At 64.9% G+C, this 24,016-nt stretch carries 23 protein-coding genes and 1 pseudogene; 13 read left to right on the top strand and 11 right to left on the bottom strand.

Going from position 1 to position 24,016, the window contains the following annotated elements; translation table 11 throughout:
- Window positions 1-17 precede the first annotated feature (17 nt).
- Window positions 18-1,151, bottom strand: coding sequence for an acyl-CoA dehydrogenase family protein (locus NCR34_RS15025; protein WP_350029438.1), 1,134 nt, complete (start codon window positions 1,149-1,151; stop codon window positions 18-20).
- 103 nt (window positions 1,152-1,254) lie between these two features.
- On the opposite strand from NCR34_RS15025, the gene NCR34_RS15020 reads away from it, so the two are divergent.
- Together NCR34_RS15020 and NCR34_RS15015 are read left to right on the top strand one after the other, a co-directional pair.
- The gene (locus tag NCR34_RS15020) at window positions 1,255-2,319 is read left to right on the top strand and encodes an AraC family transcriptional regulator (RefSeq protein WP_502800082.1); all 1,065 of its coding nucleotides are present in this window, start codon (window positions 1,255-1,257) and stop codon (window positions 2,317-2,319) included.
- A 49-nt stretch (window positions 2,320-2,368) separates the two neighbouring features.
- Window positions 2,369-2,530, top strand: coding sequence for a hypothetical protein (locus NCR34_RS15015; RefSeq protein ID WP_250500292.1), 162 nt, complete (start codon window positions 2,369-2,371; stop codon window positions 2,528-2,530).
- A gap of 1 nt (window position 2,531) precedes the next feature.
- On the opposite strand, the gene NCR34_RS15010 is transcribed toward NCR34_RS15015, so the two are convergent.
- Together NCR34_RS15010 and NCR34_RS15005 are read right to left on the bottom strand one after the other, a co-directional pair.
- Window positions 2,532-3,206, bottom strand: a complete 675-nt coding sequence (locus tag NCR34_RS15010) for a hypothetical protein (protein ID WP_248322656.1) — start codon at window positions 3,204-3,206, stop codon at window positions 2,532-2,534.
- Between the two features lie 240 nt (window positions 3,207-3,446).
- Window positions 3,447-4,742 carry an MFS family transporter gene (locus NCR34_RS15005; RefSeq protein ID WP_250473528.1) on the bottom strand — a complete coding sequence of 432 codons (1,296 nt, stop codon included), beginning with the start codon at window positions 4,740-4,742 and terminating at the stop codon, window positions 3,447-3,449.
- A gap of 309 nt (window positions 4,743-5,051) precedes the next feature.
- Between NCR34_RS15005 and NCR34_RS15000 the strand changes: the two genes are divergently transcribed.
- Entirely contained in the window at window positions 5,052-6,074 is a 1,023-nt protein-coding gene (locus tag NCR34_RS15000) for a DUF2891 domain-containing protein (protein WP_250500291.1), read from the top strand.
- A gap of 43 nt (window positions 6,075-6,117) precedes the next feature.
- Here the strand turns inward: NCR34_RS15000 and NCR34_RS14995 are convergent, their stop codons facing one another.
- Window positions 6,118-6,435 carry a YnfA family protein gene (locus NCR34_RS14995; RefSeq protein ID WP_250500290.1) on the bottom strand — a complete coding sequence of 106 codons (318 nt, stop codon included), beginning with the start codon at window positions 6,433-6,435 and terminating at the stop codon, window positions 6,118-6,120.
- Window positions 6,436-6,511: 76 nt separating this feature from the next.
- Between NCR34_RS14995 and NCR34_RS14990 the strand changes: the two genes are divergently transcribed.
- Window positions 6,512-7,906, top strand: a complete 1,395-nt coding sequence (locus NCR34_RS14990; protein WP_502800081.1) for an MATE family efflux transporter — start codon at window positions 6,512-6,514, stop codon at window positions 7,904-7,906.
- A gap of 4 nt (window positions 7,907-7,910) precedes the next feature.
- Here NCR34_RS14990 and NCR34_RS14985 read toward each other — a convergent pair whose 3' ends face one another.
- Window positions 7,911-8,951, bottom strand: a complete 1,041-nt coding sequence (locus NCR34_RS14985; protein ID WP_502800080.1) for an alpha/beta fold hydrolase — start codon at window positions 8,949-8,951, stop codon at window positions 7,911-7,913.
- 144 nt (window positions 8,952-9,095) lie between these two features.
- On the opposite strand from NCR34_RS14985, the gene NCR34_RS14980 reads away from it, so the two are divergent.
- The 3 genes from NCR34_RS14980 to NCR34_RS14970 are packed head-to-tail and all read left to right on the top strand — an operon-like array spanning window position 9,096 to window position 10,653.
- Window positions 9,096-9,854: a DNA/RNA non-specific endonuclease gene (locus NCR34_RS14980; RefSeq protein ID WP_250500288.1), complete on the top strand. Its 759-nt coding sequence runs from the start codon at window positions 9,096-9,098 to the stop codon at window positions 9,852-9,854.
- Window positions 9,847-10,107 (top strand): hypothetical protein, encoded by a 261-nt coding sequence (locus tag NCR34_RS14975; protein ID WP_175941054.1) that lies wholly within the window; start codon window positions 9,847-9,849, stop codon window positions 10,105-10,107. Before NCR34_RS14980 ends, NCR34_RS14975 begins: the two co-directional genes overlap by 8 nt.
- 27 nt (window positions 10,108-10,134) lie before the next feature.
- Window positions 10,135-10,653 (top strand): methylated-DNA--[protein]-cysteine S-methyltransferase, encoded by a 519-nt coding sequence (locus tag NCR34_RS14970; protein WP_250500287.1) that lies wholly within the window; start codon window positions 10,135-10,137, stop codon window positions 10,651-10,653.
- 81 nt (window positions 10,654-10,734) lie between these two features.
- Here NCR34_RS14970 and NCR34_RS14965 read toward each other — a convergent pair whose 3' ends face one another.
- A complete protein-coding gene (locus NCR34_RS14965; RefSeq protein WP_250500286.1) occupies window positions 10,735-11,238 on the bottom strand; it encodes an OmpA family protein in 504 nt (167 codons plus the stop codon).
- A gap of 383 nt (window positions 11,239-11,621) precedes the next feature.
- Window positions 11,622-12,266: pseudogene (locus NCR34_RS14960) on the bottom strand (DUF2968 domain-containing protein).
- A gap of 168 nt (window positions 12,267-12,434) precedes the next feature.
- On the opposite strand from NCR34_RS14960, the gene NCR34_RS14955 reads away from it, so the two are divergent.
- The 4 genes from NCR34_RS14955 (at window position 12,435) to NCR34_RS14940 (ending at window position 15,229) form a co-directional block, all read left to right on the top strand.
- Complete coding sequence (locus NCR34_RS14955) at window positions 12,435-12,641, top strand: hypothetical protein (RefSeq protein ID WP_250500285.1); 207 nt, start codon at window positions 12,435-12,437, stop codon at window positions 12,639-12,641.
- Window positions 12,642-12,991: 350 nt separating this feature from the next.
- Entirely contained in the window at window positions 12,992-14,503 is a 1,512-nt protein-coding gene (locus NCR34_RS14950) for an ATPase domain-containing protein (RefSeq protein ID WP_250500284.1), read from the top strand.
- Complete coding sequence (locus NCR34_RS14945; protein ID WP_250500283.1) at window positions 14,500-14,856, top strand: response regulator; 357 nt, start codon at window positions 14,500-14,502, stop codon at window positions 14,854-14,856. Before NCR34_RS14950 ends, NCR34_RS14945 begins: the two co-directional genes overlap by 4 nt.
- 118 nt (window positions 14,857-14,974) lie before the next feature.
- On the top strand, window positions 14,975-15,229 hold the full coding sequence (locus tag NCR34_RS14940) for a CsbD family protein (RefSeq protein ID WP_250500282.1): 255 nt from the start codon (window positions 14,975-14,977) through the stop codon (window positions 15,227-15,229).
- Window positions 15,230-15,332: 103 nt separating this feature from the next.
- Here NCR34_RS14940 and NCR34_RS14935 read toward each other — a convergent pair whose 3' ends face one another.
- From NCR34_RS14935 to NCR34_RS14920, 4 genes are all read right to left on the bottom strand, one after another.
- The gene (locus tag NCR34_RS14935) at window positions 15,333-16,112 is read right to left on the bottom strand and encodes a fumarylacetoacetate hydrolase family protein (protein WP_250500281.1); all 780 of its coding nucleotides are present in this window, start codon (window positions 16,110-16,112) and stop codon (window positions 15,333-15,335) included.
- 61 nt (window positions 16,113-16,173) lie between these two features.
- Window positions 16,174-18,381 (bottom strand): acetate--CoA ligase family protein, encoded by a 2,208-nt coding sequence (locus NCR34_RS14930; protein WP_250500280.1) that lies wholly within the window; start codon window positions 18,379-18,381, stop codon window positions 16,174-16,176.
- A 90-nt stretch (window positions 18,382-18,471) separates the two neighbouring features.
- Window positions 18,472-19,728, bottom strand: a complete 1,257-nt coding sequence (gene frc / locus NCR34_RS14925) for a formyl-CoA transferase (RefSeq protein ID WP_175941045.1) — start codon at window positions 19,726-19,728, stop codon at window positions 18,472-18,474.
- A gap of 31 nt (window positions 19,729-19,759) precedes the next feature.
- On the bottom strand, window positions 19,760-21,526 hold the full coding sequence (locus NCR34_RS14920) for a thiamine pyrophosphate-binding protein (RefSeq protein ID WP_250500279.1): 1,767 nt from the start codon (window positions 21,524-21,526) through the stop codon (window positions 19,760-19,762).
- Between the two features lie 336 nt (window positions 21,527-21,862).
- Here NCR34_RS14920 and sucC point away from each other — a divergent pair, with 336 nt between their 5' ends.
- Both sucC and sucD read left to right on the top strand, forming a co-directional pair.
- On the top strand, window positions 21,863-23,053 hold the full coding sequence (sucC, locus tag NCR34_RS14915) for an ADP-forming succinate--CoA ligase subunit beta (RefSeq protein WP_250500278.1): 1,191 nt from the start codon (window positions 21,863-21,865) through the stop codon (window positions 23,051-23,053).
- Window positions 23,054-23,065: 12 nt separating this feature from the next.
- Window positions 23,066-23,938 carry a succinate--CoA ligase subunit alpha gene (sucD, locus tag NCR34_RS14910; protein ID WP_250500277.1) on the top strand — a complete coding sequence of 291 codons (873 nt, stop codon included), beginning with the start codon at window positions 23,066-23,068 and terminating at the stop codon, window positions 23,936-23,938.
- Window positions 23,939-24,016 lie beyond the last annotated feature (78 nt).

The following is a 24,016-nucleotide window of genomic DNA, read 5'->3' as shown; positions in this document are numbered from 1 at the left end:
TCTCCTTTTATATGCCGCTAGACATTGCGCGCAATCACCATGCGCTGGACTTCGCTCGTGCCTTCGTAGATCTGCGTGATGCGGGCATCGCGATAATGCCGCTCCACCGGGTAGTCCTGAAGATAGCCGTAGCCGCCGTGAATCTGGATCGCGTCCGAGCACACGCGCTCGGCCATCTCGGATGCGAACAGCTTCGCCTGCGACGCCTCCGACAGACACGGCACGCCTTCCGTGCGCATGCGCGCCGCGTGCAGCACCAAAAGCCGCGCGGCGTTGATTTGCGTCTGCATGTCGGCGAGCATGTTCGCGACCGACTGATGCTCGCGGATCGGCTTGCCGAACTGCACGCGATCGAGTGAATAGGCGCGGGCTGCATCGAAGGCCGCGCGCGCGATGCCGAGCGCCTGCGCCGCAATCCCGATGCGCCCGCCTTCCAGATTCGACAGCGCGATCTTGAGCCCCTCGCCGCGCGCGCCGAGCAGATTCGCGGCGGGAATCGCGCAGTCGTCGAAGGTGATCGGACAGGTGTCCGATGCGCGGATGCCGAGCTTGTGCTCGGGCGGGCCGACATTGAAGCCCGGCGTGTTCTTCGGCACGATGAACGCCGAAATGCCGCGCTTGCCCGCTTCCGGGTCCGTCACGGCAAACACGATGGCCACGCCCGCGCGCCGACCGTTGGTCACGAACTGCTTGCTGCCCGAGATGATCCACTGCCCGTCGCGCTCGACCGCGCGCACGCGCAGGTTGTTCGCCTCGGACCCAGCTTGCGGCTCGGTCAGGCAGAACGCGCCGATCACTTCGCCGCTCGCGAGCTTCGGCAGCCATTCCGCCTTTTGCGCGTCCGTGCCGTACGCGAGAATCGGCCCGCAGCCGACGGAGTTGTGCACGCTCATCATCGTCGCGCACGACGCGCAGCCCGCGGCGATCTCCTCCATCGCGAGCGCGTAGGCGGTGTAGTCGCTGTAAGTGCCGCCGAGTTCCGCTGGCACGATCATGCCGAGCAGGCCGAGTTCGCCCAACTGCCGCACGACGGCGTCGGGAATCGCGCCGTCTTTGTCCCACTGGCCCGCGTTCGGCGCGAGCACTTCAGCCGAAAACTGGCGCGCCGCATCGCGGATCATGCGCTGCTCTTCGGTGAGAAAACTGTCGATCATGGTTGAACTCGCAAATGACCTCGTCAGTCGTTCGGATACACTGGCTCGCCGGTCAGCGGCGGGCGCTTCGCCAGTCTAGGCAATCGTCCGCGCCCGGCCGATGACCAGAACGATCACGCTAACTGAACGCTTTCGCCACCTAGTGACAACCCCAATCCGCAGAAGAGAATTCGAGCGCGATTCGATCGCCGTCAGTCTCGTCGACGCGGCGCTGCGGTGCGCCGAAGCGCGCGGCATGGCACGCGCGACGCTGCTCGATGCAGCGGGCATCGCGCCGGCGATGCTGGATTCGCCGCGCGCCCGCGTTTCGCCCGCGCAGTACGGCCGGCTGTGGCACGCAATCGCCGACGCGCTCGACGACGAGTTCTTCGGCCAGGACCCGCACCCGATGCGGCGCGGCAGCTTCGTGCTGATGTCGCAGGCGGCGCTCGGCGCGCGCGACGGCGCGCAGGCGCTCGGACGTATCGCGGGTTTCATGCGGCTCTTGCTCGACGACTTGACGTTCGAGCCACACATCGACGACAAACGCGTGCGGATCGTGCTGCGCGACGCCCACGCGCCGAAGACGATGTTCGCGTACGCGACGGGCTTCATCCTCGTGTATGGCTTGCTGTGCTGGCTCGTCGGGCGGCGCATTCCGGTGCTCGCCGCGAACCTTCGCTGCGCCGAGCCGGACGACAGCGACGAGTACCGCGTGATGTTCTGCGACGCGATGCGCTTCGATCAGCCGCAAAGCCATGTCGATCTCGCGCCCGAGTGCGCGGCCCTTCCGGTCGTGCAGACGGCATCGACACTGAAGACGTTTCTGCGCGACGCGCCCGCGAACTTCATCGTGAAGTATCGCAATCCCGAGTCGCTCGCGGCGCGCATCCGCAAGCGCCTGCGCGAGACGGCGCCAGCCGACTGGCCGGATGCCGATTGCATGGCGCTGTCGCTGAATATGGCCGAAGCCACGCTGCGGCGGCGTCTGAAACAGGAAGGGCTGACGCTTCAGGCGATCAAGGATGCGCTGCGCCGCGACCTCGCCATCTCGCGTCTCGCGGACACGAACGAGACCATTCCGGAGATCGCCGCCGCGCTCGGCTTCTCGGAACCGAGCGCGTTCCGGCGCGCGTTTCGCAAATGGACGGGCGTGCGCCCGGCGGACTACCGGTGGGCGCGCTAATGGCGCGACTGCTATATTGAGACGTCCGATTCACATTGCGGAGCGCGCCATGACCCAGCCACGCCAGACCGAAGCGACAAAGGAGCAGAACCCGGCGAACGAGGAGGACTTGCTCGACGAAGCCCTCGAAGAGACGTTCCCGGCCAGCGATCCGATTGCGGTGCATCCTGAGCCGGAATCGCAAGCCGAAGACAAGGGAGCGAAGAAGTAACTTAGCTGTCGTTCGGACCGGGCTCGTCCGGCGTCGAAAGCAGCGCGACCAGCTTCTCGACGTGCTGATGCAACAGCTTCACGTGTTTGTCGATCTGTTCGAGCCGCCCGGACAGATCGGCCTTCGCGGCTTCGCTCATGCGGTCCGAGGCGATGAGTTCGTCGGCTCGCGGCAGCATCGGTTCTACTTGCAACAGTCCTAGCTGGCGTTCCAGCCGGCGCAAATCCTGTGACAGCAGTTCGCGGTTCTTCCTGAAAAGAAGATCGCGCCGGTTGACCTCGGCCTGCTGCTGCGCGAGATCGGCGACGCGCCGCGTGGCTTCCGTCTGCGAGAGAAGCGGCTCCGGGCCGCGCAGCACCGAACGCTTCGGCGCGGGGTGCGCGGTGCCGCGAAAGACGGCGAACGGCCTTTCTTCGTCGAGCGCGCGCTTGACTTCGGCGGGCACGTCGGCGGCGCTGCGGCGCTCGTCCATCCAGTGCGGCGGCAGGCCGGACACGAGTTCGATGCCGCGCACGAACTCCTCGTTGAAGTCCCGCTGACCCGCGACGATGAGCTTCATGAACGACGGCGAGAAGTTCATCATGCGCGCCAGACGCGCCGCGCCGCCGGGCGAACCGACCAGAACGTTCAGGTTCGATCGCCAGACGACAAACAACGTTTCGTCGAAATCTTCCATGGACAGGCTCCCTGCAGACCGGGACGCAGCACGCCGCGCCTCGCTGTAGCGCGCGATCCGGCCGCGCGCATGCTTATCCTGTTTCCAATTGCCACCGCGGGCCGGGCCCGGCGCGTCGTCTACCGATACATACCGCATAAAACACCATACTACCGACATCGGCAAGCCGGGCGGACTTCGATGTCCGCGCCGGGCGCGCCGGATTGAGAATGCCGCGCCGGTCCGGACGCGGCAGAAAGCTTACGGTTCGTTGCGCAGATAGCCTTCCTTGCTCGGGTCCATCATTCTCCACGAGACCAGGAGCGAGATCGCGCACATCACCGTCACATACCAGTAAAAGCCGGACTCCATGCCCTCCGTCTTGAACTTGAGCGCGACATATTCCGCCGATCCGCCGAACACCGCGTTCGCGACCGCATACGAAAGGCCCACGCCCAGCGCGCGCACTTCCGGCGGAAACATCTCGGCCTTGATGAGACCGCTGATCGACGTATAGAAGCTCACGATGGCGAGCGCCGCGACAACGAGCACAAACGCCATGACCGGACTCGTCACGTCGCGCAGCGCGTGCAGCAGCGGCACCGTGCACAGCGTGGCGAGCGCGCCGAACCACAGCATCGACTGGCGGCGGCCGATGCGGTCCGACAGCGCGCCGAACACCGGTTGCAACAGCATATAGACGAGGAGCGCGACCGTCATCACGTTGCTCGCGGTCTTCGCGTGCATGCCCGCCGTGTTGACCAGATACTTCTGCATGTACGTGGTGAACGTGTAGAAGATGAGCGAGCCGCCCGCCGTGAAGCCGACCACGGTCATGAACGCGCCCTTGTGCTGCATCAGCCCGGCGAGCGTGCCGGCTTCCTTGCGCTCGCGGATTTCGGCGGTCGTGGTTTCATTGAGCGATCGGCGCAGATACAGCGAAACGAGCGCCGCGCACGCGCCGACGAAGAACGGAATGCGCCAGCCCCACGCCTTCAGTTCTTCCGTCGACAGGAAAAGCTGCAGGATGACGAGCACGAGCAGCGCGGCGAGCTGCCCGCCGATCAGCGTGACGTACTGGAAAGACGCGAAGAACCCGCGCCGGCCGCGCAGCGCCACTTCGCTCATATAGGTGGCGCTGGTGCCGTATTCGCCGCCCACCGACAAGCCCTGAAAGAGCCGCGCGATCAGGAGCAGGAGCGGCGCCCACGCGCCGATGCTCGCGTAAGTCGGCAGAAAGGTGATGACGAGCGAGCCGCCGCACATCATCAGCACGGAGATCATCATCGCGTTGCGGCGGCCGTGCTTGTCGGCGATCCGGCCGAACAGCCAGCCGCCGATCGGACGCATCAGGAAGCCCGCCGCGAACACGCCCGCCGTGTTGAGCAGTTGCACGGTCGGATTGCTGCCGGGGAAGAACGCGGCCGAGAAGTACAGCGCGAGGAACGAATAGATGTAGAAGTCGAACCATTCGACGAGATTGCCCGACGATGCGCCGACGATGGCGAAAACGCGTCGCCGGGTGTCCTCTGCGGTGTATTGGGGAAGATCGGTCATGTGTGCTGAGCTCTTTTGTCTCTGTCGGATGGCAAGTCCGGCGCTTAGGTCCGGGACGGAACGCTCTTTCGGCGTTCGGGCGCAAGTTTAAACGACGCGTCGGCGCGTCGCGCGCGAAAGCGCGTGTCGTGGGATCGGCGCGAAGCCCTTTCGCACAGCTTGCAACGAGTGTAGGCACGGCGGGCGGCGGACGAGCGGCGTTCTTCTCGCCCGTGGCTAGGTGATTTCCCCAATGAGAGACTTTATCGAGCATTTATCGATAAAGTCTCGGTTTCAGGCCGCATCGGATAACGGAAACGCGAGGTTTGCATGGACAAGCAGAAACCGGTCACGCTCGACGCCGCGCTCGCGTCGAAGTTCGCGCAAGTGGCGCTCGGCCATTTGACGCGCGAGTACCCCAACAAGCTCGATCACGTCTTGGCGAGCGATGCCGACGCGCAAAGCCCGCGCGCGCTGCATCCGATCTTCTACGGCAGCTTCGACTGGCATTCGTGCGTGCACGGTTACTGGCTGATCGCGCGCCTACTCGATCGCTTTCCCGGCCTGGCCGAAGCCGGGCGCATTCGCGCGGTCATCGACCAGCATTTCACCGAGGCCAATGTCGCCGCCGAAGTCGCTTATCTGCAGCGCCCCGCGTCGCGCGGTTTCGAGCGGCCGTACGGCTGGGCGTGGCTGCTGGCGCTCGCGGGCCAGTTGCACTCGATGCAATCCGACGACGGCGCGCGCTGGGCGCGCACGCTGCAACCGCTCGCGGATGCGTTCGTCGATCGTTTCACGGAGTTCCTGCCGAAGTCGACGTATCCGCTGCGCGTGGGCACGCATTTCAACATGGCGTTCGCGCTGACGCTCTCGCTCGGCTACGCGCGCACGGTCGGCAATGCGTCGTTCGAAGGGCTGCTCGTGGAAACCGCGAGGCGCTGGTTCGAGAACGACGCGGGGTGTCAGGCGTGGGAGCCGGCGAGCGACGAGTTTCTGTCGCCTTCGCTGATGGAGGCCGTGCTCATGCGCCACGTCCTGCCCGACGCACGCTTCGCCGGCTGGCTCGACGCCTTCCTGCCGCGTCTCGCCGACCGGGAACCGGCGACGCTCTTCGTGCCCGCCACCGTCACGGACCGCAGCGACGGCAAGCTCGCGCATCTCGACGGCCTGAACCTGAGCCGCGCGTGGTGCCAGCGCACGATCGCGCGGTCGCTGCCGCCCGGCGATGCGCGCGTCGCCGTGCTGGAGGCGAGCGCCGCCGAGCACCTCGCGTCCGGCATCGAACACGTCGCGGGCGATTACATGGGCGAGCACTGGCTCGCGACCTTCGCGCTGCTCGCGCTCGAAGCGTGATGCGCGATGGGCGATGCGTGATGCGTGATGCCGATGTGACGCGTCAACGCGGCTGAAACGCGATCACGCACATGCCGACGAGCGCGATCGCCGCGCCTGCCACGTCCCACGCGCTCGGCCGGATGCGCTCGACCGCCCACAGCCACGCAATCGCCACGCCGATATAGACGCCGCCATACGCCGCGTAGACGCGTCCGGCGGCGGCATCGTGCAAGGTCAAGAGCCACGCGAAAAGCGCGAGCGACAACGCGCCCGGCACAATCAGCCACGGCGAGCCGCCGCCTTTGAGCCATCGATACGGGAAATAGCAGCCCGCGATTTCGGCTACGGCGGTCGCGACATACAGCAGGAATGTTCTCATCGAAGGCGAAGGCGCTGACTGGAATCGCATTATCGGCTGGGCTCGGACGTTGCGCCGCCGCCGCGCGCTGACGACAATGTCGCGTTTCCCACCGACGCCCTTCGAAGCCCACTTGACCGCTCCCGACGATTCCTCGCAACGCGCCGCCCTGCCCACGCACTGGCATCGCCGCGTCCTGACGCTCGCCTTTCCCATCGTCCTCGCGAATCTGACGCAACCGATTCTCGGCGCGGTCGATACCGCCGTCGCCGGTCATCTCGACGGCCCGCAGTATCTGGGCGGCGTGGCGCTGGGCGGGCTCGTCTTCAGCTTCGTGTTCTGGGGCTTCGGCTTTCTGCGCATGGGCACGACCGGGCTCGTCGCGCAGGCGTTCGGCGCGCGCGATGCCGCCGCGCTGCGCGCGCACGTGTTGCGCGCGCTGATGCTGGCGCTCGCGATCGGCGTGGCCGTGCTCGCGCTGCAAGCGCCGATCATCCGCTATGCACTCGCCTCGCTCGGCGGCAGCGCAGCCGTGCAGCAGACGGCGAGCGCCTATTGCCACGCGCGCATCTGGGCCGCGCCGTTCGCGCTCGGCAACTACGCGGTGCTCGGCTATCTGCTGGGCTGCCAGCGCGTGCGGCTCGCGCTTGCAACGCAGGTGTTCATCAACGCGGTGAACATCGTCGCGGTGCTGCTCTTCGTGTATCGCTTCGGCTGGGGCATCGCGGGCATCGGCGCGGCGACCGCCTTCGCGGACTTCTGCGGCTTCGCGTTCGGACTCGCGATCCTCTGGCGTCTGCGCGAGCGCGGCTTGCCGCCGCTCGTCCCCCGCAGTTTGATCGATGCACGCGCGATCAGGCGCCTCGTCGCCCTCAACCGCGATATTTTCGTGCGCACGCTGTGTTTGCTCGGCGCGTTCGGCTGGTTCGCGCACGTGGGCGCGCGTCAGGGCGACACGATTCTCGCCGCGAACGCGCTCCTGTTGAACTTCCAGACGTTCATGGCATTCGGACTCGACGGCTTCGCGCACGCCGCCGAAGCGCTGGTCGGCGCGGCCGCCGGCGCGCGCGACCGGCACGCGTTCCGTCAGGCCGTCAAGGTGACGATGCTGTGGTCCGCGATCGGCGCGGCGGGCTTTTCCGTCGTCTATTGGCTGGGCGGCGAATGGATCATCGGACGGCTGACGGATCAGGCCGCCGTGCGCGCGGCGGCGCTGCGCTTCCTGCCGTGGGCCGCAGTTCTGCCGCTCGTGTCCGTCGCCGGCTTCCAGCTCGACGGCGTGTTCATCGGCGCGACCGGCACGCGGGAACTGATGCGCGCGATGGCCGCATCGGCCGCCACCTTTTTGCTCGCGGCTTGGCTCTTCACGGGCGCGCTCGGCAATCACGGGCTATGGCTCGCGCTCACCGTTTTCATGGTCGCGCGAGGCGTCACGCTGCTGGTTCAGCTGCCGTCGATCGAGCGGGCGTCGTGCGCGGGCGATGCGCGGTGAAGCGTCATTCGGCTTTCGGATGCAGCGCCGCGAGGCCATCGAGTAGCGCCTTATGAAACACCGCCGGCTCCTGCATCTGCGGCGCGTGACCGGCGTCCGGAAACTCGACGAGCGTCGCGTTCGGAATCCGCTCCTTCGCCTGTTTGGCCAACTCTGGATAGCGCCCGAGCGTCGCGCGAATCTCGGGCGGCGCGAGATCCTTGCCGATGGCCGTCGTGTCTTTGTCGCCGATCAGGAGCAGCGTCGGCGGCTTGATGCGGTCGAATTCGTAGACGACGGGCTGCGTATAAATCATGTCGTACAGCAGCGCCGAATTCCACGCGACGATATCCTTCCCCGGCCCGCGATACATGCCCGCCAGCATCTGCACCCACGGCTCGTAGTCGTCGCGCCACTGACCCGCGTAATACGTGTTCTTCTCGTAATTGCGAATGCCCTCGGCGCTCGTCTTGAGCTCGCGCGCATACCAGTCGTCGATGGAAATAGACGGCACGCCCTTCGCCTTCCAGTCCTCCAGCCCGATCGGATTGACGAGCGCCAGTTGCTCGGTCTCCTGCGGATACATGAGCGCGTATCGAACCGCGATCATGCCGCCCGTCGAATGCGCAATCAGCGTCGCGCGATTCACGCCGAGCGCGCCGAGCAGCGCGTGCGTGTTGCGCGCCAGTTGCTGGAAGCTGTACTGATACCGCTCGGGCTTCGTCGACTTGCAAAAGCCGATCTGATCCGGCGCAATCACGCGATAGCCCGCATCGGACAACGTCTCGATGGTCTGTTTCCACGTCGCCGCGCAGAAGTTCTTCCCGTGCAGCAACACCGCCGTGCGCCCGTTCGGATGCGCCGGATGCACGTCCATATACGCCATGCGCAGCACCTGCCGCTGCGACGTGAACGCGAAGCGCGCGACCGGATACGGATAGTCGAAGCCCTGCAACTCGGGACCGTACGCGGGTTCATCGGCGGACGCGGGCGCCGCCGCGATCAACGACGCGCACGAAGCCAAAGCCAGCAGCAGGGATCGCGCGAAGAGAGGCATCGATTTCATGGGCTGTTTTTATCGAGATGAATGGCCCGAGCGATTCTAGCGCGCGACAAGCCCTTATACTGTGCCGCCCCCGCTGGCCGCGTTTCGATTGCAGCCAAGCGACGGGCGTTTCGAGGCATCGCAATCAGTCGGGATTTTCAAAGCATGCAAGCAAGGTTCAAGGCACTCGTCGCCGCGCTTCTCGGCGCCGCGTGCATCAGCGCGGTCGCGAACGACTGCCCGCAGTTCAGCCCGTTCGGGCGCGAACCCGTCGTGACGAACGCGAAGATGCGCGCGTCCACGCAGGAAATCTGCTATTCGGACTTCGCGCTCCTGCACTCGGGCGTCACGCACGGGCCGCTGTGGTCGGCGGAGCATCTCACGGCGCAGAGCGTCGATGACGCGAAGGACAACACGCGCACCAATCGCTTCTTCGTCGACAAGCGGCTGCCGCGCGGCGACAGCGCGCAACTCGACGACTACAAGCGCAGCGGCTACGACCGCGGCCACATGAGCCCGGCGGGCGACCGCGCGAGCAAGCAGGGCATGGCCGAATCGTTCTCGCTCGCGAATATCGTGCCGCAGGACCCGTCGAACAACCGGCGCATCTGGTCGCGCATCGAGCAGGCGGTGCGCCGGCTCACGGAGGAATCGGGCGAGGCGTACGTCGTCACCGGGCCGCTGTTCTCGGGCCGGCAATTGCAGACGATCGGCGAATCGCGCGTGTTCGTGCCGACGCAGTTGTACAAGGTCGTGTATTTGCCGCAGCGGCAGATCGCATTCGCGGTGGTCGTCGAGAACACGCCGACGAATACCTATACGATGAAGACCGTGCGCGAACTTGAAGCCATGAGCGGTCTCGCGTTTCCCGGCATTCCGGACGCGCTCAAGGACAAACGAATTGGAGGATTGAGAGGTGTTTAAGCCCTTTGCCAACGATACCGACGCCCTGAACATCGCGGGCGACGCCATCAACATCGTCAACGGCAAGACGCGCGTGACGATCAGCGGCGATCTGACGATTGCGCGGGACCAGGCCGGCCTCGCCGCCGCGAAGGCGCTGCACGACGCGCTCGGCGCGATCGTCGAGTCGCTCGCGAAGGACGCGCATCTGCCGGCGAAGCTGCCGGACGAGCCGCCCGCGCCCACCGGCACGGCCGACAATCCGTTCATCTGACGGCATCGCGCGTCAGGAGAGCGCAGCGTGATCGAATGCCACGTCCGCCCGAGTCCGCTCGGCCCGATTCTGTATCGCGCCGAGGACGCGTGTCTGACCGGCCTCTTTTTCGTCGGGCAAAAGCACTTCCCTGCCGGGCTGCCGCCGCACGCGATTGTCCACGACGGCCGGCCCGCGCCGCGCGTGATCGAAGCCGCGTGCGATGAGATCGCCCAATATTTTGTCGGGGAGCGGCTGACGTTTTCGGTGCCGGTCAGGCTGCGCGGCACGCCGTTTCAGCAGCAGGTCTGGGACCTTTTGCGTCAGATTCCTTTCGGCGATGCGTGGACTTACGGCGATCTCGCGCGGCGGCTCGGCTTGCCGCCCGGCGCATCGCGGGCCGTGGGCGGCGCGAACGGGCGCAATCCGGTGGCGATCATCGTGCCGTGTCATCGCGTGATCGGCGGCGACGGCGAGTTGACGGGCTATGCCGGCGGCGTAGACCGGAAGCGATCGCTCCTGACGCTCGAAGGCGGCCGCGGACGCGCGCAACTCGCCCTCTTCTGAGCGCCGCAACGACGAAAAAAAACTCGCGGACCGTGCGGTCCGCGAGCTTTTGCTTTTGTCTGAGTACGACGCTTCAGCGCGTTATTGCGTCAACACGACTTCCACGCGACGGTTTTCGGCACGGCCGACGCTCGTCGCGTTGGATGCGATCGGATGCAACTCGCCGTAAGCCTTCGTCGCGAAGTCCTGCGCTTGCAGGCCGTGGGTCTTCAGGTACTCCAGCACGGCACGCGCGCGGCGCTGGGACAACGCGACGTTGTACGACGCCGAACCGATGGAATCCGTATAACCCTGCACCACGACCGACGAAAACGTCACGCCGCGACCTTCGGCGATGAGCTTGTCAAGAATGGCGCGCGCTTTCGGCGTGAGTTGCGCGCTATCGAACGCGAAGTTGGTCTTCTCGTCGAGCGTGACCTTGCGCACCGGCGCGATGACCGGCGTTGCGGCGACCACCGGCTGCGGTTCGGCTTGCTGAACGGGCGTCTGCGCAACTGCGGCTTGCTGCGGCATCCCGCACGTGAAGACGACTTCGCCCGCGTTGCCCGGCGCATTCGTGCCTTCCACGTTTTGCAACACATTCACCGGCTGATTTCCACACATTTTCTGCGCGGCTTGCATGCACGCACTGCCGTTCTGAAATACGCCGTAGCATTCGGAACGGAACGCCTTCTGCCCGCCCGATGTCTGGATTTCTTTGATATTGAACGTGGGCCCGGAAGTGGTGGAGCAACCGGCGAGCACAACGGCGGCGGCGAAAACGACAGCAAGGGTTTTTTTGAGCATCTTTGATTCGACTTGATAACGCGAGACCTGGAATCAGGCGCGCTTGAGATACGGGTGACGCGCGCTTTCCCGACTGGAAGGGATGCGGCGTTTTGAAGCGTTGCGATTCTAGCAACGCGTTTTGCGTCTCCCGCAGGGATAAATCCCAATTTTTCGAACTTTTCCGAGCCGAGAATGAGGCGTTATTTGCCCGTCGCGGAAAGATCGCCGTCGGCCTGCTTCTGCAACTCGAGCACGCGCAATTGCAGCGCGCGAAGCTGCGCCTGCGCCGCCGCCTGCTCCGTGCGCAATTGGCGAATGGCGTCCTGCTCCGCTTGCTGATGACTCGCCACTTCGCTTTGCTGCGCGCGAGCGACATCGAGATCAGCCTGCAAGCGATTGGCCCGTTCCTGTTGCGCGGCGATCTGCCGCTGGGCGTAGGCCGTTTCGGCTTCGAGCTTGATGCGGCGAATCTCCGCATCGGCCAGCGTCGCTGACGACTTCACAAAATCCGAAAAAACCGATTCGGCGCGCGCCTCATTTTGTGTTTCCAATACGCGCCAGATTTAATCTAGCTGAAACATGGCCGCGTAATACGTCATTTGCTCGCGATAATACGCGAGAGTCGCGCCATAACTGCCGTTCACGGTTTTGCGCAGAGTGATGATTTTTTTGCCGTCGCGGGTCAACGCTTCTAATTCGGCGACGTCGCCGTTTGCGGGTGACGCATTGTCCAGCGTATCCGGCGGGCGGGCGGATTGCGCTTCGCCGGGCGCGGCGCCCACGCTTATCGACAGCACGCAGCAGCCCGCGATCAGCGCCACTTTCGAAACAGCCCGGCGCTTCATTGCAACGTCCCCGGACCATCGACAATGGGGTTAGCCCGGATTATGACGAGACGCCGCGATTAATGCGAGCCGGTATTTGACCGGCGTTATGCGAATTGCTGATGCCTGATTCGCGCTTCCGATAGTTCCACCGCGTCGCGGCCAACCGGCGTTTGAAGCGGAGAAAATATGCGCGAGTCCGTAGGTGAAACAGGCATCGGCGAGAAAATGCCGCGATCGGCGCTGAACGCAAACGGCGCGGCGGAAAGAATATGCGCGTCGGGCAACGGCTCGGCGGCTCGTGAGGGCGCAGCCGACGAAAGCAAATACGAAGTCAGACAGGCGGCGAGCGCGACGGCGCTCCAGATCGAGTACGAACGGTTCATGGCTGGATAAACGGAGGCTGGCGCAACGCGCCGGGAGGCGGAGCCGGAGAACGCGCGGCTCCACGACATCGAAGACCGTATTTGACCAGCGGCGACGTCCGCCGCCCATGAGAGGGTTCTCAAACAGCCGTTGTCCGCGACAAATCGGCGATCCTGGGCGCCACGGGCTCGGATTATGCAAGGCCGAAACGCCGGCGCACTTGTGAGGACCGCTTGCGACGGCAGCGCGGACGCTCAACGGAGCCGCCCGCTCAAAGCCCGCACAGGAATGCGAGCGATTCAAACGGCGACACGTTGCCGGTAGTCAGCCATAATTCGCGTTCTTTACGAGCCCGTGCGCCAAGTAAAAACGAAAATTCCATGAGCCAAGACGACAATCTCTCCGCCGAATCTTCACCCGAGCGCGCCGCGAACGACGACAACGTCACCACGGGCGTCCCGGGCCTGGACGAAATACTCGGCGGCGGCTTTGTCGGTGGCGGGCTCTACATGATCGAAGGCATGGCGGGCGCGGGCAAGACGATCCTGTCGTCGCAAATCGGCTTTCATCGCGTCGCGCAGGGCGACAAGGTGCTGTACATCACGCTCATCGCGGAATCGCACACCAAGCTGCTCTCGCATTTGCGCGCCCTGTCCTTCTACGACGCCAACGCCATTTCCGGCCGCATGCTCTTCGTGAGCGGCTACCACGAACTCATGCGCGAGGGCCTTTCCGGCTTTCTCGCACTGATCGCTTCCACGATCAAGTCGAGCCGCCCGCGCTTCATGGTGATCGACGGCTTTCGCAGCGCGCGCGAGTTCAGTTCGACGGAGCTGGAACTCTCGCAGTTCATCCACGAGCTGTCGGCGTTCGTCAGCGCGACGCGGTGCACCACGCTGATTCTCGCGCCGCTTTCCGGCAACGAGCCGCATCCGGAGCACACGCTCGTCGACGGGCTGATCGAACTGAACCGCTTCAGCACCGGCATGCGCCGCGCGCGCGAGATCGAGGTGCATAAGCTGCGCGCCCGCGACCACTTGCTCGGCAAGCATTTCTTCAGCATCTCGAATAGCGGCGTCATGGCGTATCCGCGTCTGGAGGCATCGGCTGCCAACCAGCACGCGCCACGCCATTACGATTCGAAGCTCTCATTCGGTTTTCCCGAGTTCGACCGCATGATGGGCGGCGGCGTGGCGCGCGGCTCCACGACGACGCTCGTCGGGCCGTCGGGCGTCGGGAAGACGCTGCTCGGGCTCAAATTCCTGCAGGCGGGCGTCGAACGGGGCGAGCGTTGCGTTTATTTCGGCCTGTACGAATCGCCGGACCGGCTGATCGCGAAGGCGCGGTCGGTGAATATCGATCTGACCGACGCGGCGAAGGACGGCCGCCTCGCGATCGAGTGGCATTCGGCGGTCGAACTGTCCATCGACGAACTTGCCGCGCAACTGCTCGGCGTCGTCGCGCGCGCGGATGCTTCGCGGCTCGTGGTGGACGGCATCGACGGCTTTCATCAGTCGGCCAACCGCGCGGAACGTTTCGGACTGTTTCTGAACGCGCTCACTTTGCGACTGCGCGATGCCGGCGTCACGACCATCGTCACGGAGGAACTGCCGCTCTACGGCGAATCCGCGCCGCCCACCACCATGCGCGCGTCGGCGATGACCGAGAACATCGTCCTCATGCGCTACGTCGAGGCCAATTCCGCGCTCTACCGGATGGTGTCGGTCGTCAAGCAGCGCGAGAGCGCGCACGATTCCGGCATCCGCCGCCTGACCATCGATGCGCGCGGCCTGCATATCACGGAGAGCTTCATCGGGCCGACAGGCATCCTGTCCGGCCATCCGTCGCTCTCGCCTGCGCTGTCCGTGACCGATCCCGGCCCGCGCACATGAAAAAGATCCTCGTCGTCGACGACGAATTCGACATCCTGACCACCTGGCGGCTCGTGCTGGAGATGGAAGGCTACGAGGTGACGACGGCGTCGAACGGACGCATCGCGCTTGACGCCGCCAAGCTGAGCGCGCCGGACGTCATCATCACCGACTGGATGATGCCGCACATGGACGGCGTCGAGTTGATCCGCAGTCTCGCGGCAAGCGATACGCTCAACAAGGTGCCGGTCATTCTGATGAGCGCCGCCGCGAACGCGCCGGAACTCGACCATCCCGACGCGCGGTTCCGCAGAAAGCCGCTTTCCATCGACGATCTGCTCGCGCTGGTGGCGGATCTGGTGAATCGCAGATGAGCGCGCGGCGCGGTGGGCACGAAGCGTGCTCTATCGTCCGTTCCGGCGCTGCCGGTTGAATCGAAGCAGTAACGGGGCAATACCAACGCAAACCGCTTCAACGAGAATGGGAGGCACCATGGTGCAAGATCAAGTGGAAGGCACGGCTCAAAACGTGGTCGGCAAGGTGCAAGACGCGGTCGGCGCGCTGACGGGCGATTCGGGCACGCAGGTCGAGGGCAAGGCGCGTCAGGCGCTCGGCTCGCTGCAGCAGACGTACGGGCAGACGATCGACAACGTTCGCAGTGCCGTCTCGGATCAGCCGATCAACGGCATCCTGATCGCCGCGGCCGTCGGGTTCCTGCTGGGCGCGTTGTGGAATCGCGATCGGTAGTCTTTGAGCGCGACGCGCTGCGTATCACCGCAGCGCGCACGCGTTTGAGCGACGAAGCCGGCGTCTCGCGCGCCGGCTTTGTCGTTTGTGGCCGTCTTATGCGCTAAGCGGCGAGCACATTCGACAAGGTGCCGATCCCCGCGATCGACACATCGACGCGCGCGCCGTCCTTGATCGACCCCACGCCGATCGACGTTCCGCACGCGATCACGTCGCCGGGCGCGAGCGACATGTCGTGTGAAATCAGGCTGACCTGCTCGGCGGGCGAGAAAATCATGTCGTCGAGCGGGTAGTTCTGGCGCTCGACGCCTTCCACCGTGGTCACGACATTCGCGCTGCGCCAGTCGAAACCGCTGACGATTCCCGGCCCGAGGCACGTGAACGTGTCGAAGCCCTTCGAGCGGCACCACTGCGCGAAGTTGGGATCTTCCTGAAGCAGTTCGATGGCGGTGACGTCGTTCACGCAGGTAAAACCGAAAATCGCATCCTCGGCTTCTTCCACCGACGCGCACGACACCGCCTTGCCGATCACGATGCCCAGTTCGCCCTCGTAGGCAATCTTGCCGTGGTAATTCTTCGGCCGGCGAATCGACTCGTTCGGCCCGATCACCGACATCGGCGGCTTGATCAGAAAGAGCGGATGCTGCGGCGGCGCCTTGTCGAGCTTCTGCGAGAGCGCGTAGTAGTTGTTCCACAGCGCGATGACCTTGCTCGGCTCGCAGGGCGCGAGCAGCGTGAGGTCGTCCACGGGAAAGGAGATGTCGGTCGGGCGCGGCTGGTCGAACAGCGCGCCGTCGTGCTGCACGACGCGGCCCGAGCGCTCGTCGAGCGTGCCGAAGCCGATATGCCTGTCGGCATCGCGAAAACGTATCCAGGTGGTCACGGCAGTCCTTTTCTAATTGGCGCGAGCCGCGGCCCGCGCCGTTCCCTCGGATCGAATCGGATCAGATCAGGCCCGCGCCGCGCGCCCACTTGTATTTCGCGCCGAGCACCGCGACGGGCAACTCGGTCGAATACGCGTAGGCCGGCACGCCGTGTTCGTACAGATATTCGGCGGCCTCCTCCACCTGCACGTCGCCGGCCAGCGACGCCACGATCGGCTTTTCGATGCCGCGCGCCTTCATCTCCTCCTTCACTTCGATCACGAGTTTGGCGAAGACCATCGGCGGCGTGATGATCGTGTGCCAGTAGCCGAGAATGATCGAATGGATGCGGTCGTCTTCGAGCCCGAGCTTGATCGTGTTCTTGTACGTGGTCGGCGGCTCGCCGCCCGTGATATCGACCGGATTGCCCGCCGCGCCGAACGGCGGAATGAACTTGCGGAACGCGGCATCGAGATCGTCGGGCATGGTCATCAGCGAAAGGCCGTTGTCCACGCAGGCGTCCGAGAGCAGCACGCCCGAGCCGCCCGCGCCGGTGATGATGACCGTGTTCTCGCCCTTCGGCGTCGGCAGCTTCGGAATGCCGCGCGCGAATTCGAGCAGATCGCGCAGCGACCGGGCGCGGATCACGCCGCATTGCGCGAACACGTCCTCGTAGATCTTGTCGTTGCCCGCGAGCGCGCCCGTGTGCGAACTCGCCGCGCGCGCCCCGAGGCTCGTTCTGCCCGCCTTCAGTACGACGACCGGCTTCTTCTTCGACACGCGCCGCGCGGCTTCGGCGAAAGCGCGGCCGTCCTTCAGATCTTCGCAGTGCTGCGCGATGATTTCCGTGTTGTCGTCCTGTTCGAAGAACGTGAGGAGATCGTCCTCGTCGATATCGCTCTTGTTGCCGAGCCCGACGATGGCCGACACGCCCATCTTCGCCGAGCGCGAAAAGCCGATGATCGCCATGCCGATGCCGCCCGATTGCGACGAGAGCGCGGCCTTGCCCTTCACGTCGTACGGCGTGCAGAACGTCGCGCACAGATTCTTCGGCGTGTAGTAGAAGCCGTAGATGTTCGGGCCCATCATGCGGATATCGTACTGACGCGCGATGCGCACGAGTTCTTCCTGCCCCTCCTGATTGCCCGTTTCAGCGAAGCCGGACGGGATCAGCACCGCGCCGGGAATCTGCTTCTCGCCCACCTCCACCAGCGCCTGCGCGACGAACTTGGCGGGAATCGCGAACACGGCCACGTCGATCACGCCCGGCACGTCTTTCACGCTCTTGTACGCCTTGCGGCCCATGATCTCGTCGGCCTTCGGGTGGATCGGATAGATGGTCCCCTGATAGCCGCCGTTGATCAGGTTCTTCATGACCGAGTTGCCGATCTTGCCGTCCTCATTCGACGCGCCGATCACCGCGACCGCATCCGGCTTCATGATGCGGTTCATCTGCCTGACGATCTGCTCCTGCGTCGGGCGATAACGCGGCTCGGCCGGCTCGAAGTCCATCACGATGCGCACGTCCGCCGCCACCGCGCCGTTCGGGCTCGCGAAGACCGGGTTCAGGTCCATTTCGGAGATTTGCGGGAAGTCGTCGACGAGGCGCGACACGCGCTCGATCAGCGTCACGAGCGCCTCGCGATTCACGGCCTCCGAACCGCGCACGCCGCGCAGGACATCGGCGGCCTGAATGCCGTCGAGCATCGACGCGGCCTCTTCGCGCGTGACGGGAGCCAGGCGGAACGTCACGTCCTTCAGCACTTCGACGAGCACGCCGCCGAGCCCGAACGCGATCAGCTTGCCGAACGACGGGTCCGTGACCGCGCCGATGATGACTTCCTGGCCCGCGCCGACCATCTGCTGAACCTGCACGCCGACAATGGTCGCGTTGGCGTCGTACTTCTTCGCGTTCTCGATGATGGTCGCGAAGCCCGCCTTCACGTCCGCTTCGTTCTTCACGCCGACGAGCACGCCGCCCGCCTCTGTCTTGTGCAGAATCTCCGGCGAGACGATCTTCAGAACCACCGGAAAGCCGATGAAGGACGCGAGCTTGGCCGCGTCGTCGGCGCTGGTCGCGACGCCTTCCTGCGGCACCGAAATACCGTATGCGTCGCAGACGAGCTTGCCTTCCGGCGCGGTCAGCGACGCGCGGCCCTCGGCCTTCACCCGCTCGAAGATTTCCGCGACGCGGCGCTTGGCGTCGGCCGCGTGCAACGGCACGACGTTCGATGCCGGCGTGGAAGATTGGACTGTTTCGCTGCGTTCCTGGACGACCGTGCTGTTCATGTTGGCGTGTCTCCGTGTATTCGAGGACGAGTCTGGACCGCGCGCCGCCCGTTGTGGGCAGCGCGCGAAGGGCGCATCGGGAGTGAAGGTTCAGATCGCGCCGAGGCTCTTCAGCGTGGCGATCTGGTCAGGCGTGTAGCCGAGCTCGGCCATGACTTCATCGGTATGCTCGCCGAGCAGCGGCGAGCGCACGACTTCGGTCGGGCTGTCCGAGAGCTTGATCGGGTTGCCGACCGTCAGGTACTTGCCGCGCACCGGATGGTCCACTTCCACGACCGTGCCGGTCTTTCTCAGCGACGGTTCTTCGGCGATTTCTTTCATCGAGAGAATCGGGCCGCAGGGAATGTCGTGCTTGTTCAGGATTTCCATCGCCTGGAACTTGGTTTTCGACATGGTCCAGCGCTCGATTTCCGCGAAGATTTCTTTCAGACGCGGCAGGCGAGCGTTCGGCGTCTTGTAATCCGGATGCTCTATCCACTCTTCCTTGCCGATGACCTTGCAGATCTCGCCCCACACCGGCGCCTGCGTGATGAAGTAGATGTACGCGTTCGGATCGGTTTCCCAGCCCTTGCACTTCAGGATCCAGCCCGGCTGGCCGCCGCCCGACGCGTTGCCCGCGCGCGGCACCGCGTCGCCGAACTTGCCGTTCGGGTATTGCGGGTACTCCTTCATGACGCCGGTGCGTTCCAGCCGCTGCTGGTCGCGCAATTTCACGCGGCACAGGTTGAGCACGCCGTCCTGCATGGCCGCCAGCACTTTCTGCCCGCGCCCCGTGCGGTTGCGCTGATACAGCGCCGTCACGATGCCGAGCGCCAGATGCAGCCCCGTGCCGGAATCGCCGATCTGCGCGCCGGTGACGGTCGGCGGGCCGTCGTCGAAACCGGTGGTCGATGCCGCGCCGCCCGCGCACTGCGCGACGTTCTCGTACACCTTGCAGTCTTCGTACGGCCCCGGCCCGAAGCCCTTGACGGACGCCACGATCATCGCCGGGTTCAGCTCCTGGATGCGCTCCCACGTGAAGCCCATGCGGTCGAGCGCGCCCGGCGCGAAGTTCTCGACGAGCACGTCGCACTTCTTGACGAGCGTTTCGAGCACTTTCTTGCCCTCGGGATTCTTCGTGTCGATGGTGATCGACCGCTTGTTGTGGTTGAGCATCGTGAAGTAGAGGCTGTCCGCGTCGGGGATATCGCGCAGTTGCTCCCGCGTGATGTCGCCCGCGCCGGCGCGCTCCACCTTGATGACGTCCGCGCCGAACCACGCGAGCAGCTGCGTGCAGGTCGGACCCGATTGAACGTGCGTGAAATCGAGGATGCGTACGCCATCCAGTGCCTTGCCCGAGGTGTTCATGGCTGTCTCCCTGTGTCTTCGATCGCGTTCTTTATTTGTACATCGTCTGGGCCATCGTGCCAGGCGCGTATACCGTAGGATCGACCCAAATATTGATGACCGCGCTCTTGCCCGTTTTCGCGATCGACTCGCGCGCCCGCTGCAACGCGCCCGCGATCTTCGATGCTTCGTACACTTCCTCGCCGTAGCCGCCGAGCATTTCGGCGAAGCGGCCATACGGCACGTCCGAGAGCAGATTGCCGACGTTGCCGCGCTCCTCGCCGTATTTCGCGAGCTGGCCGTAGCGAATCTGGTTCATCGCCGAGTTGTTGCCGATGACCGCGATATACGGCACGCCGAAGCGGTTGGCCGTTTCCATGTCGAACGAGGTCATGGAGAACGCGCCGTCGCCGTAGTAGCAGAGCACTTCCTTCTCCGGATTCGCGAGCCCCGCCGCGATGGCGAAGCCCGTGCCGACGCCGAGCGAGCCGAGCGCGCCGGGGTCCATCCACTGGCCGGGGCGGCGCGGACGCACGGCTTGCGCCGAGATTGTCACGACGTCGCCGCCATCGCCGATATAAATGGTGTCGTCGGAGAGGAACTGGTTGATCTCGTGCGCGACGCGATACGGATGAATCGGGCTCGCATCCGACGTGAACAGCGGCATGAGCTTGGCGGTCGCGGTTTCTTCCGCCGCCGCGAGTTCGCGCATCCACGCCTGGCGCGACTGGCGCTTGTCGTTCTTCAGCCGGCCGCTCGCGGCTTGCAGCACCGCGCCGAGAATCGCGCCCGGATCGCCGACGAGCCCGAGGTCGATATCGCGGTTCTTGCCGACCGTGCGGTAGTCCATGTCGATCTGCACCAGCTTCAGCTCTTTGCTGATGCGCTTGCCGTAACCCATGCGGAAATCGAACGGCGTGCCGACGATCACGATCAAATCCGCCTTCGCGAAAGCCTGCGAGCGCGTGCGGTCGAAGTGATGCGGATCGCCCGGCGGCAAGAGGCCGCGGCTCGCGCCGTTGAAGTAGCCGGGAATGTCGAGGCCGCGCAGCAGCGCGATCGCTTCTTCGTGGCCGCGCGCCGTCCACACTTGCTGGCCGTAAAGGATCGCCGGGCGCTCGGAGTTCACGAGCAGATCGGCGAGCTTTTCGATGTCCTTCGGATCGCCGACCGATTTCGTCGATGCGCGATAGCGTCCGGGTTGCGGAATCACGGCCTTGCTGACGTCGATTTCACGGTCGAGCACGTCGCGCGGAATTTCCAGATACGCCGGGCCGGGCGCGCCGTTGAACGCTTCGCGGGCGGCCATCGAAACCATGTCGGCGACGCGCTCGGTGCTCGGCACGGTCGCCGCGAACTTGGTGATGGGCGACATCATGTCGACGTGCGGGAGGTCTTGCAGCGAGCCCATCTTGTGCTGCGTGAGCGCGCCCTGCCCGCCGATATGGATGATCGGGCTTTCCGAGCGAAACGCCGTGGCGACACCCGTGACCGCGTTCGTGCAGCCGGGGCCGGCCGTCGTCACGACGCAGCCGAGCTTGCCCGTCTGACGCGCGTAGCCGTCGGCGGCGTGAGCGGCGACCTGTTCGTGGCGCACGTCGATGATGCGGATGCCTTCATCGACGCAGCCGTCGTAGATATCGATGATGTGGCCGCCGCACAGCGTGAAGATGGTATCGACGCCTTCGTTCTTGAGGGCGCGCGCAACGAGATGGCCGCCCGAAATGACGCCTGCGCCGCGCGTCTTTTGCTTGAGCGTGTCATCGGCGGTGGTGGTGGCTGGAGCGACTTCCGGACGGCTGCTGACGACTTCGGACATGTGTTGTCTCCTCCTCGAATGGGGTGATGTTCTTTCGCTCAGGACCTTGCGCTGTTGTCCCGTTGCTGTGATATACAATATTCCACACACAGTATTAGTCAACGATGTTCTGATTGGAACAAACCCTGTGATGCGGTGCATGATCGCCACTCCTCGCTGTGGCATGTGCTTTTCGCGTTTCTTCTTGCTGCGACGCACAACGACTCCCTGATATCCACTCGACTCTGATATGTGATATATCTCATATCAGCGCGGACCACTGCATTCGTCACGCGCATCCACGACAACGACCGGAGCGCTCGCTGTCAGCACGCGCCGGACGAAACAGGAGACGCAATGAACATTCACGAATACCAAGCGAAGGCGCTGCTGCGAAAGTACGGCGTCGCGGTGCCGCAAGGCCGCGTCGCCTTCACGGCGCAGGAGGCCGCCGATGCCGCTAACGCGCTCGGCGGCCCGGTCTGGGTCGTCAAGTCGCAGATTCATGCGGGGGGACGTGGCGCGGGCCGCTTTGCCAACGATCCCGATGGCAAAGGCGGCGTGCGCGTGGTGAAGTCGGTGGAAGACGTGCGCGAGAACGCGCATAAGATGCTGTCGTCCGTGCTCGTGACGAAGCAAACCGGACCGGCCGGCAAGGAGGTGAAGCGCCTCTATATCGAGGAAGGCTGCGACATCGCGCGCGAGCTGTATCTCGGCATGCTGGTCGACCGGGCGACGTCGCGCATCACGATCATGGCGTCGACCGAAGGCGGCATGGAGATCGAGGAAGTCGCGCATCGCACGCCCGAGAAGATTCTCAAGGTCGCGATCGATCCCGCAACCGGCCTCCAGCCTTTTCATACGCGGCAGATCGCGTTCGGCCTGGAGCTGACTGGCAATCAGGTGAAAGCGGCGTCGAAGTTCATCGCCGCGCTGTATCAGGCGTTCGTGGAACTCGACGCATCTGTGGTCGAAGTCAATCCGCTCGTGGTGACCGGTTCCGGCGACGTCATGGCGCTCGACGCGAAGCTCAATTTCGACGACAACGCGCTGTATCGCCATCCGGACGTCGAAGCCCTGCGCGACGAAGACGAAGAAGACCCCGCCGAGATCGAAGCCGCGAAGCACGGCCTCAACTACGTGAAGCTGGACGGCAGCATCGGCTGCATGGTGAACGGCGCGGGCCTGGCGATGGCCACCATGGACATCATCAAACTCTATGGCGGCGAGCCGGCGAACTTTCTGGACGTGGGCGGCGGCGCGACGCAGGAACGCGTGGCGACCGCGTTCAAGCTGATTCTGCGCGATCCGAAGGTGCAAGGCATCCTCGTCAACATCTTCGGCGGCATCATGCGCTGCGACGTGATCGCGCAAGGCGTCGTCGCGGCGGCGCGCGAAGTCGACTTGCGCGTGCCGCTCGTCGTGCGTCTGGCCGGCACGAACGTCGATGCGGGCCGCGAAATTCTGCGCGCGTCCGGACTCACCATCATTTCCGCCGACAATCTCGCCGACGCCGCCGACAAGATCGTCAGCGCCGTCCACCACTGAAAGGAAGCCCCCATGAGCGTCTTGATCGACAAGAACACGAAGGTGATCTGCCAGGGCTTCACCGGCGCGCAAGGCACCTTTCACTCCGAGCAGGCGATTGCCTACGGCACGCGAATGGTCGGCGGCGTCACGCCCGGCAAGGGCGGCACGACGCATCTCGACCTCCCAGTCTTCGACACGGTGGCCGATGCGGTCGCGAAAACGGGCGCCGACGCGTCCGTGATCTACGTGCCGCCGCCCTTCGCCGCCGATGCGATCCTCGAAGCCATCGACTCCGAAGTGCCGCTGATCGTCTGCATCACGGAAGGCATCCCGGTGCTCGACATGCTGCGCGTGAAGCGCGCGCTCGCGGGGTCGGCGAGCCGGCTCGTCGGGCCGAACTGTCCAGGCGTCATCACGCCGGGCGCGTGCAAGATCGGCATCATGCCGGGACACATTCATCAGCCGGGAAAGATCGGCGTGGTGTCGCGCTCGGGCACGCTGACCTACGAAGCCGTCGCGCAGACGACCGCGGCCGGGCTCGGCCAGACGACGTGCATCGGCATTGGCGGCGATCCGGTGAACGGGACGAACTTCATCGACTGCCTGTCGCTCTTTCTCGCCGACGACGCGACGGAAGGCATCATCATGATCGGCGAGATTGGCGGATCGGCGGAGGAAGAAGCGGCGCAGTTTCTGAAAGACGCGAAAACGAAAAAGCCGGTGGTCGGCTTCATCGCCGGCACGACCGCGCCGCCGGGACGCCGCATGGGCCACGCGGGCGCGATCATCTCGGGCGGCTCGGGCACGGCGAGCGCGAAGATCGACGCGATGAAATCGGCGGGCATTCACGTCGCCGATTCGCCAGCGGCGCTCGGCGAAACGATGCTGCGGGCGATCCGCTAGCGCGTCTTGCGAGCGCAAAAAAAGGCCGCGCGGCGATTGCCGTGCGGCCTTCTGCTTTACTGCTCGCGCTGCCAGAAA

It is taken from the genome of Caballeronia sp. GAWG1-5s-s, assembly GCF_023631445.1.
GTDB lineage: Bacteria > Pseudomonadota > Gammaproteobacteria > Burkholderiales > Burkholderiaceae > Caballeronia.
The sequence above is the reverse complement of the archived record's forward strand: the minus strand, read 5'-3'. Positions and strand labels throughout refer to the sequence as shown.

Coding starts and splice junctions, on each gene's coding strand:
- NCR34_RS15005 (WP_250473528.1), bottom strand. CDS start 4,742: ATGACCGATCTTCCCCAATACACCGCAGAGGACACCCGGCGACGCGTT.
- NCR34_RS14990 (WP_502800081.1), top strand. CDS start 6,512: ATGTCGCGTTTCCCACCGACGCCCTTCGAAGCCCACTTGACCGCTCCC.
- NCR34_RS14980 (WP_250500288.1), top strand. CDS start 9,096: ATGCAAGCAAGGTTCAAGGCACTCGTCGCCGCGCTTCTCGGCGCCGCG.
- frc (WP_175941045.1), bottom strand. CDS start 19,728: ATGAACACCTCGGGCAAGGCACTGGATGGCGTACGCATCCTCGATTTC.
- NCR34_RS14955 (WP_250500285.1), top strand. CDS start 12,435: ATGCGCGAGTCCGTAGGTGAAACAGGCATCGGCGAGAAAATGCCGCGA.
- NCR34_RS15020 (WP_502800082.1), top strand. CDS start 1,255: ATGACCAGAACGATCACGCTAACTGAACGCTTTCGCCACCTAGTGACA.
- NCR34_RS14920 (WP_250500279.1), bottom strand. CDS start 21,526: ATGTCCGAAGTCGTCAGCAGCCGTCCGGAAGTCGCTCCAGCCACCACC.
- NCR34_RS15015 (WP_250500292.1), top strand. CDS start 2,369: ATGACCCAGCCACGCCAGACCGAAGCGACAAAGGAGCAGAACCCGGCG.
- NCR34_RS15000 (WP_250500291.1), top strand. CDS start 5,052: ATGGACAAGCAGAAACCGGTCACGCTCGACGCCGCGCTCGCGTCGAAG.
- NCR34_RS15010 (WP_248322656.1), bottom strand. CDS start 3,206: ATGGAAGATTTCGACGAAACGTTGTTTGTCGTCTGGCGATCGAACCTG.
- sucD (WP_250500277.1), top strand. CDS start 23,066: ATGAGCGTCTTGATCGACAAGAACACGAAGGTGATCTGCCAGGGCTTC.
- NCR34_RS14945 (WP_250500283.1), top strand. CDS start 14,500: ATGAAAAAGATCCTCGTCGTCGACGACGAATTCGACATCCTGACCACC.
- NCR34_RS14995 (WP_250500290.1), bottom strand. CDS start 6,435: ATGAGAACATTCCTGCTGTATGTCGCGACCGCCGTAGCCGAAATCGCG.
- NCR34_RS14985 (WP_502800080.1), bottom strand. CDS start 8,951: ATGAAATCGATGCCTCTCTTCGCGCGATCCCTGCTGCTGGCTTTGGCT.
- NCR34_RS14940 (WP_250500282.1), top strand. CDS start 14,975: ATGGTGCAAGATCAAGTGGAAGGCACGGCTCAAAACGTGGTCGGCAAG.
- sucC (WP_250500278.1), top strand. CDS start 21,863: ATGAACATTCACGAATACCAAGCGAAGGCGCTGCTGCGAAAGTACGGC.
- NCR34_RS14950 (WP_250500284.1), top strand. CDS start 12,992: ATGAGCCAAGACGACAATCTCTCCGCCGAATCTTCACCCGAGCGCGCC.
- NCR34_RS14930 (WP_250500280.1), bottom strand. CDS start 18,381: ATGAACAGCACGGTCGTCCAGGAACGCAGCGAAACAGTCCAATCTTCC.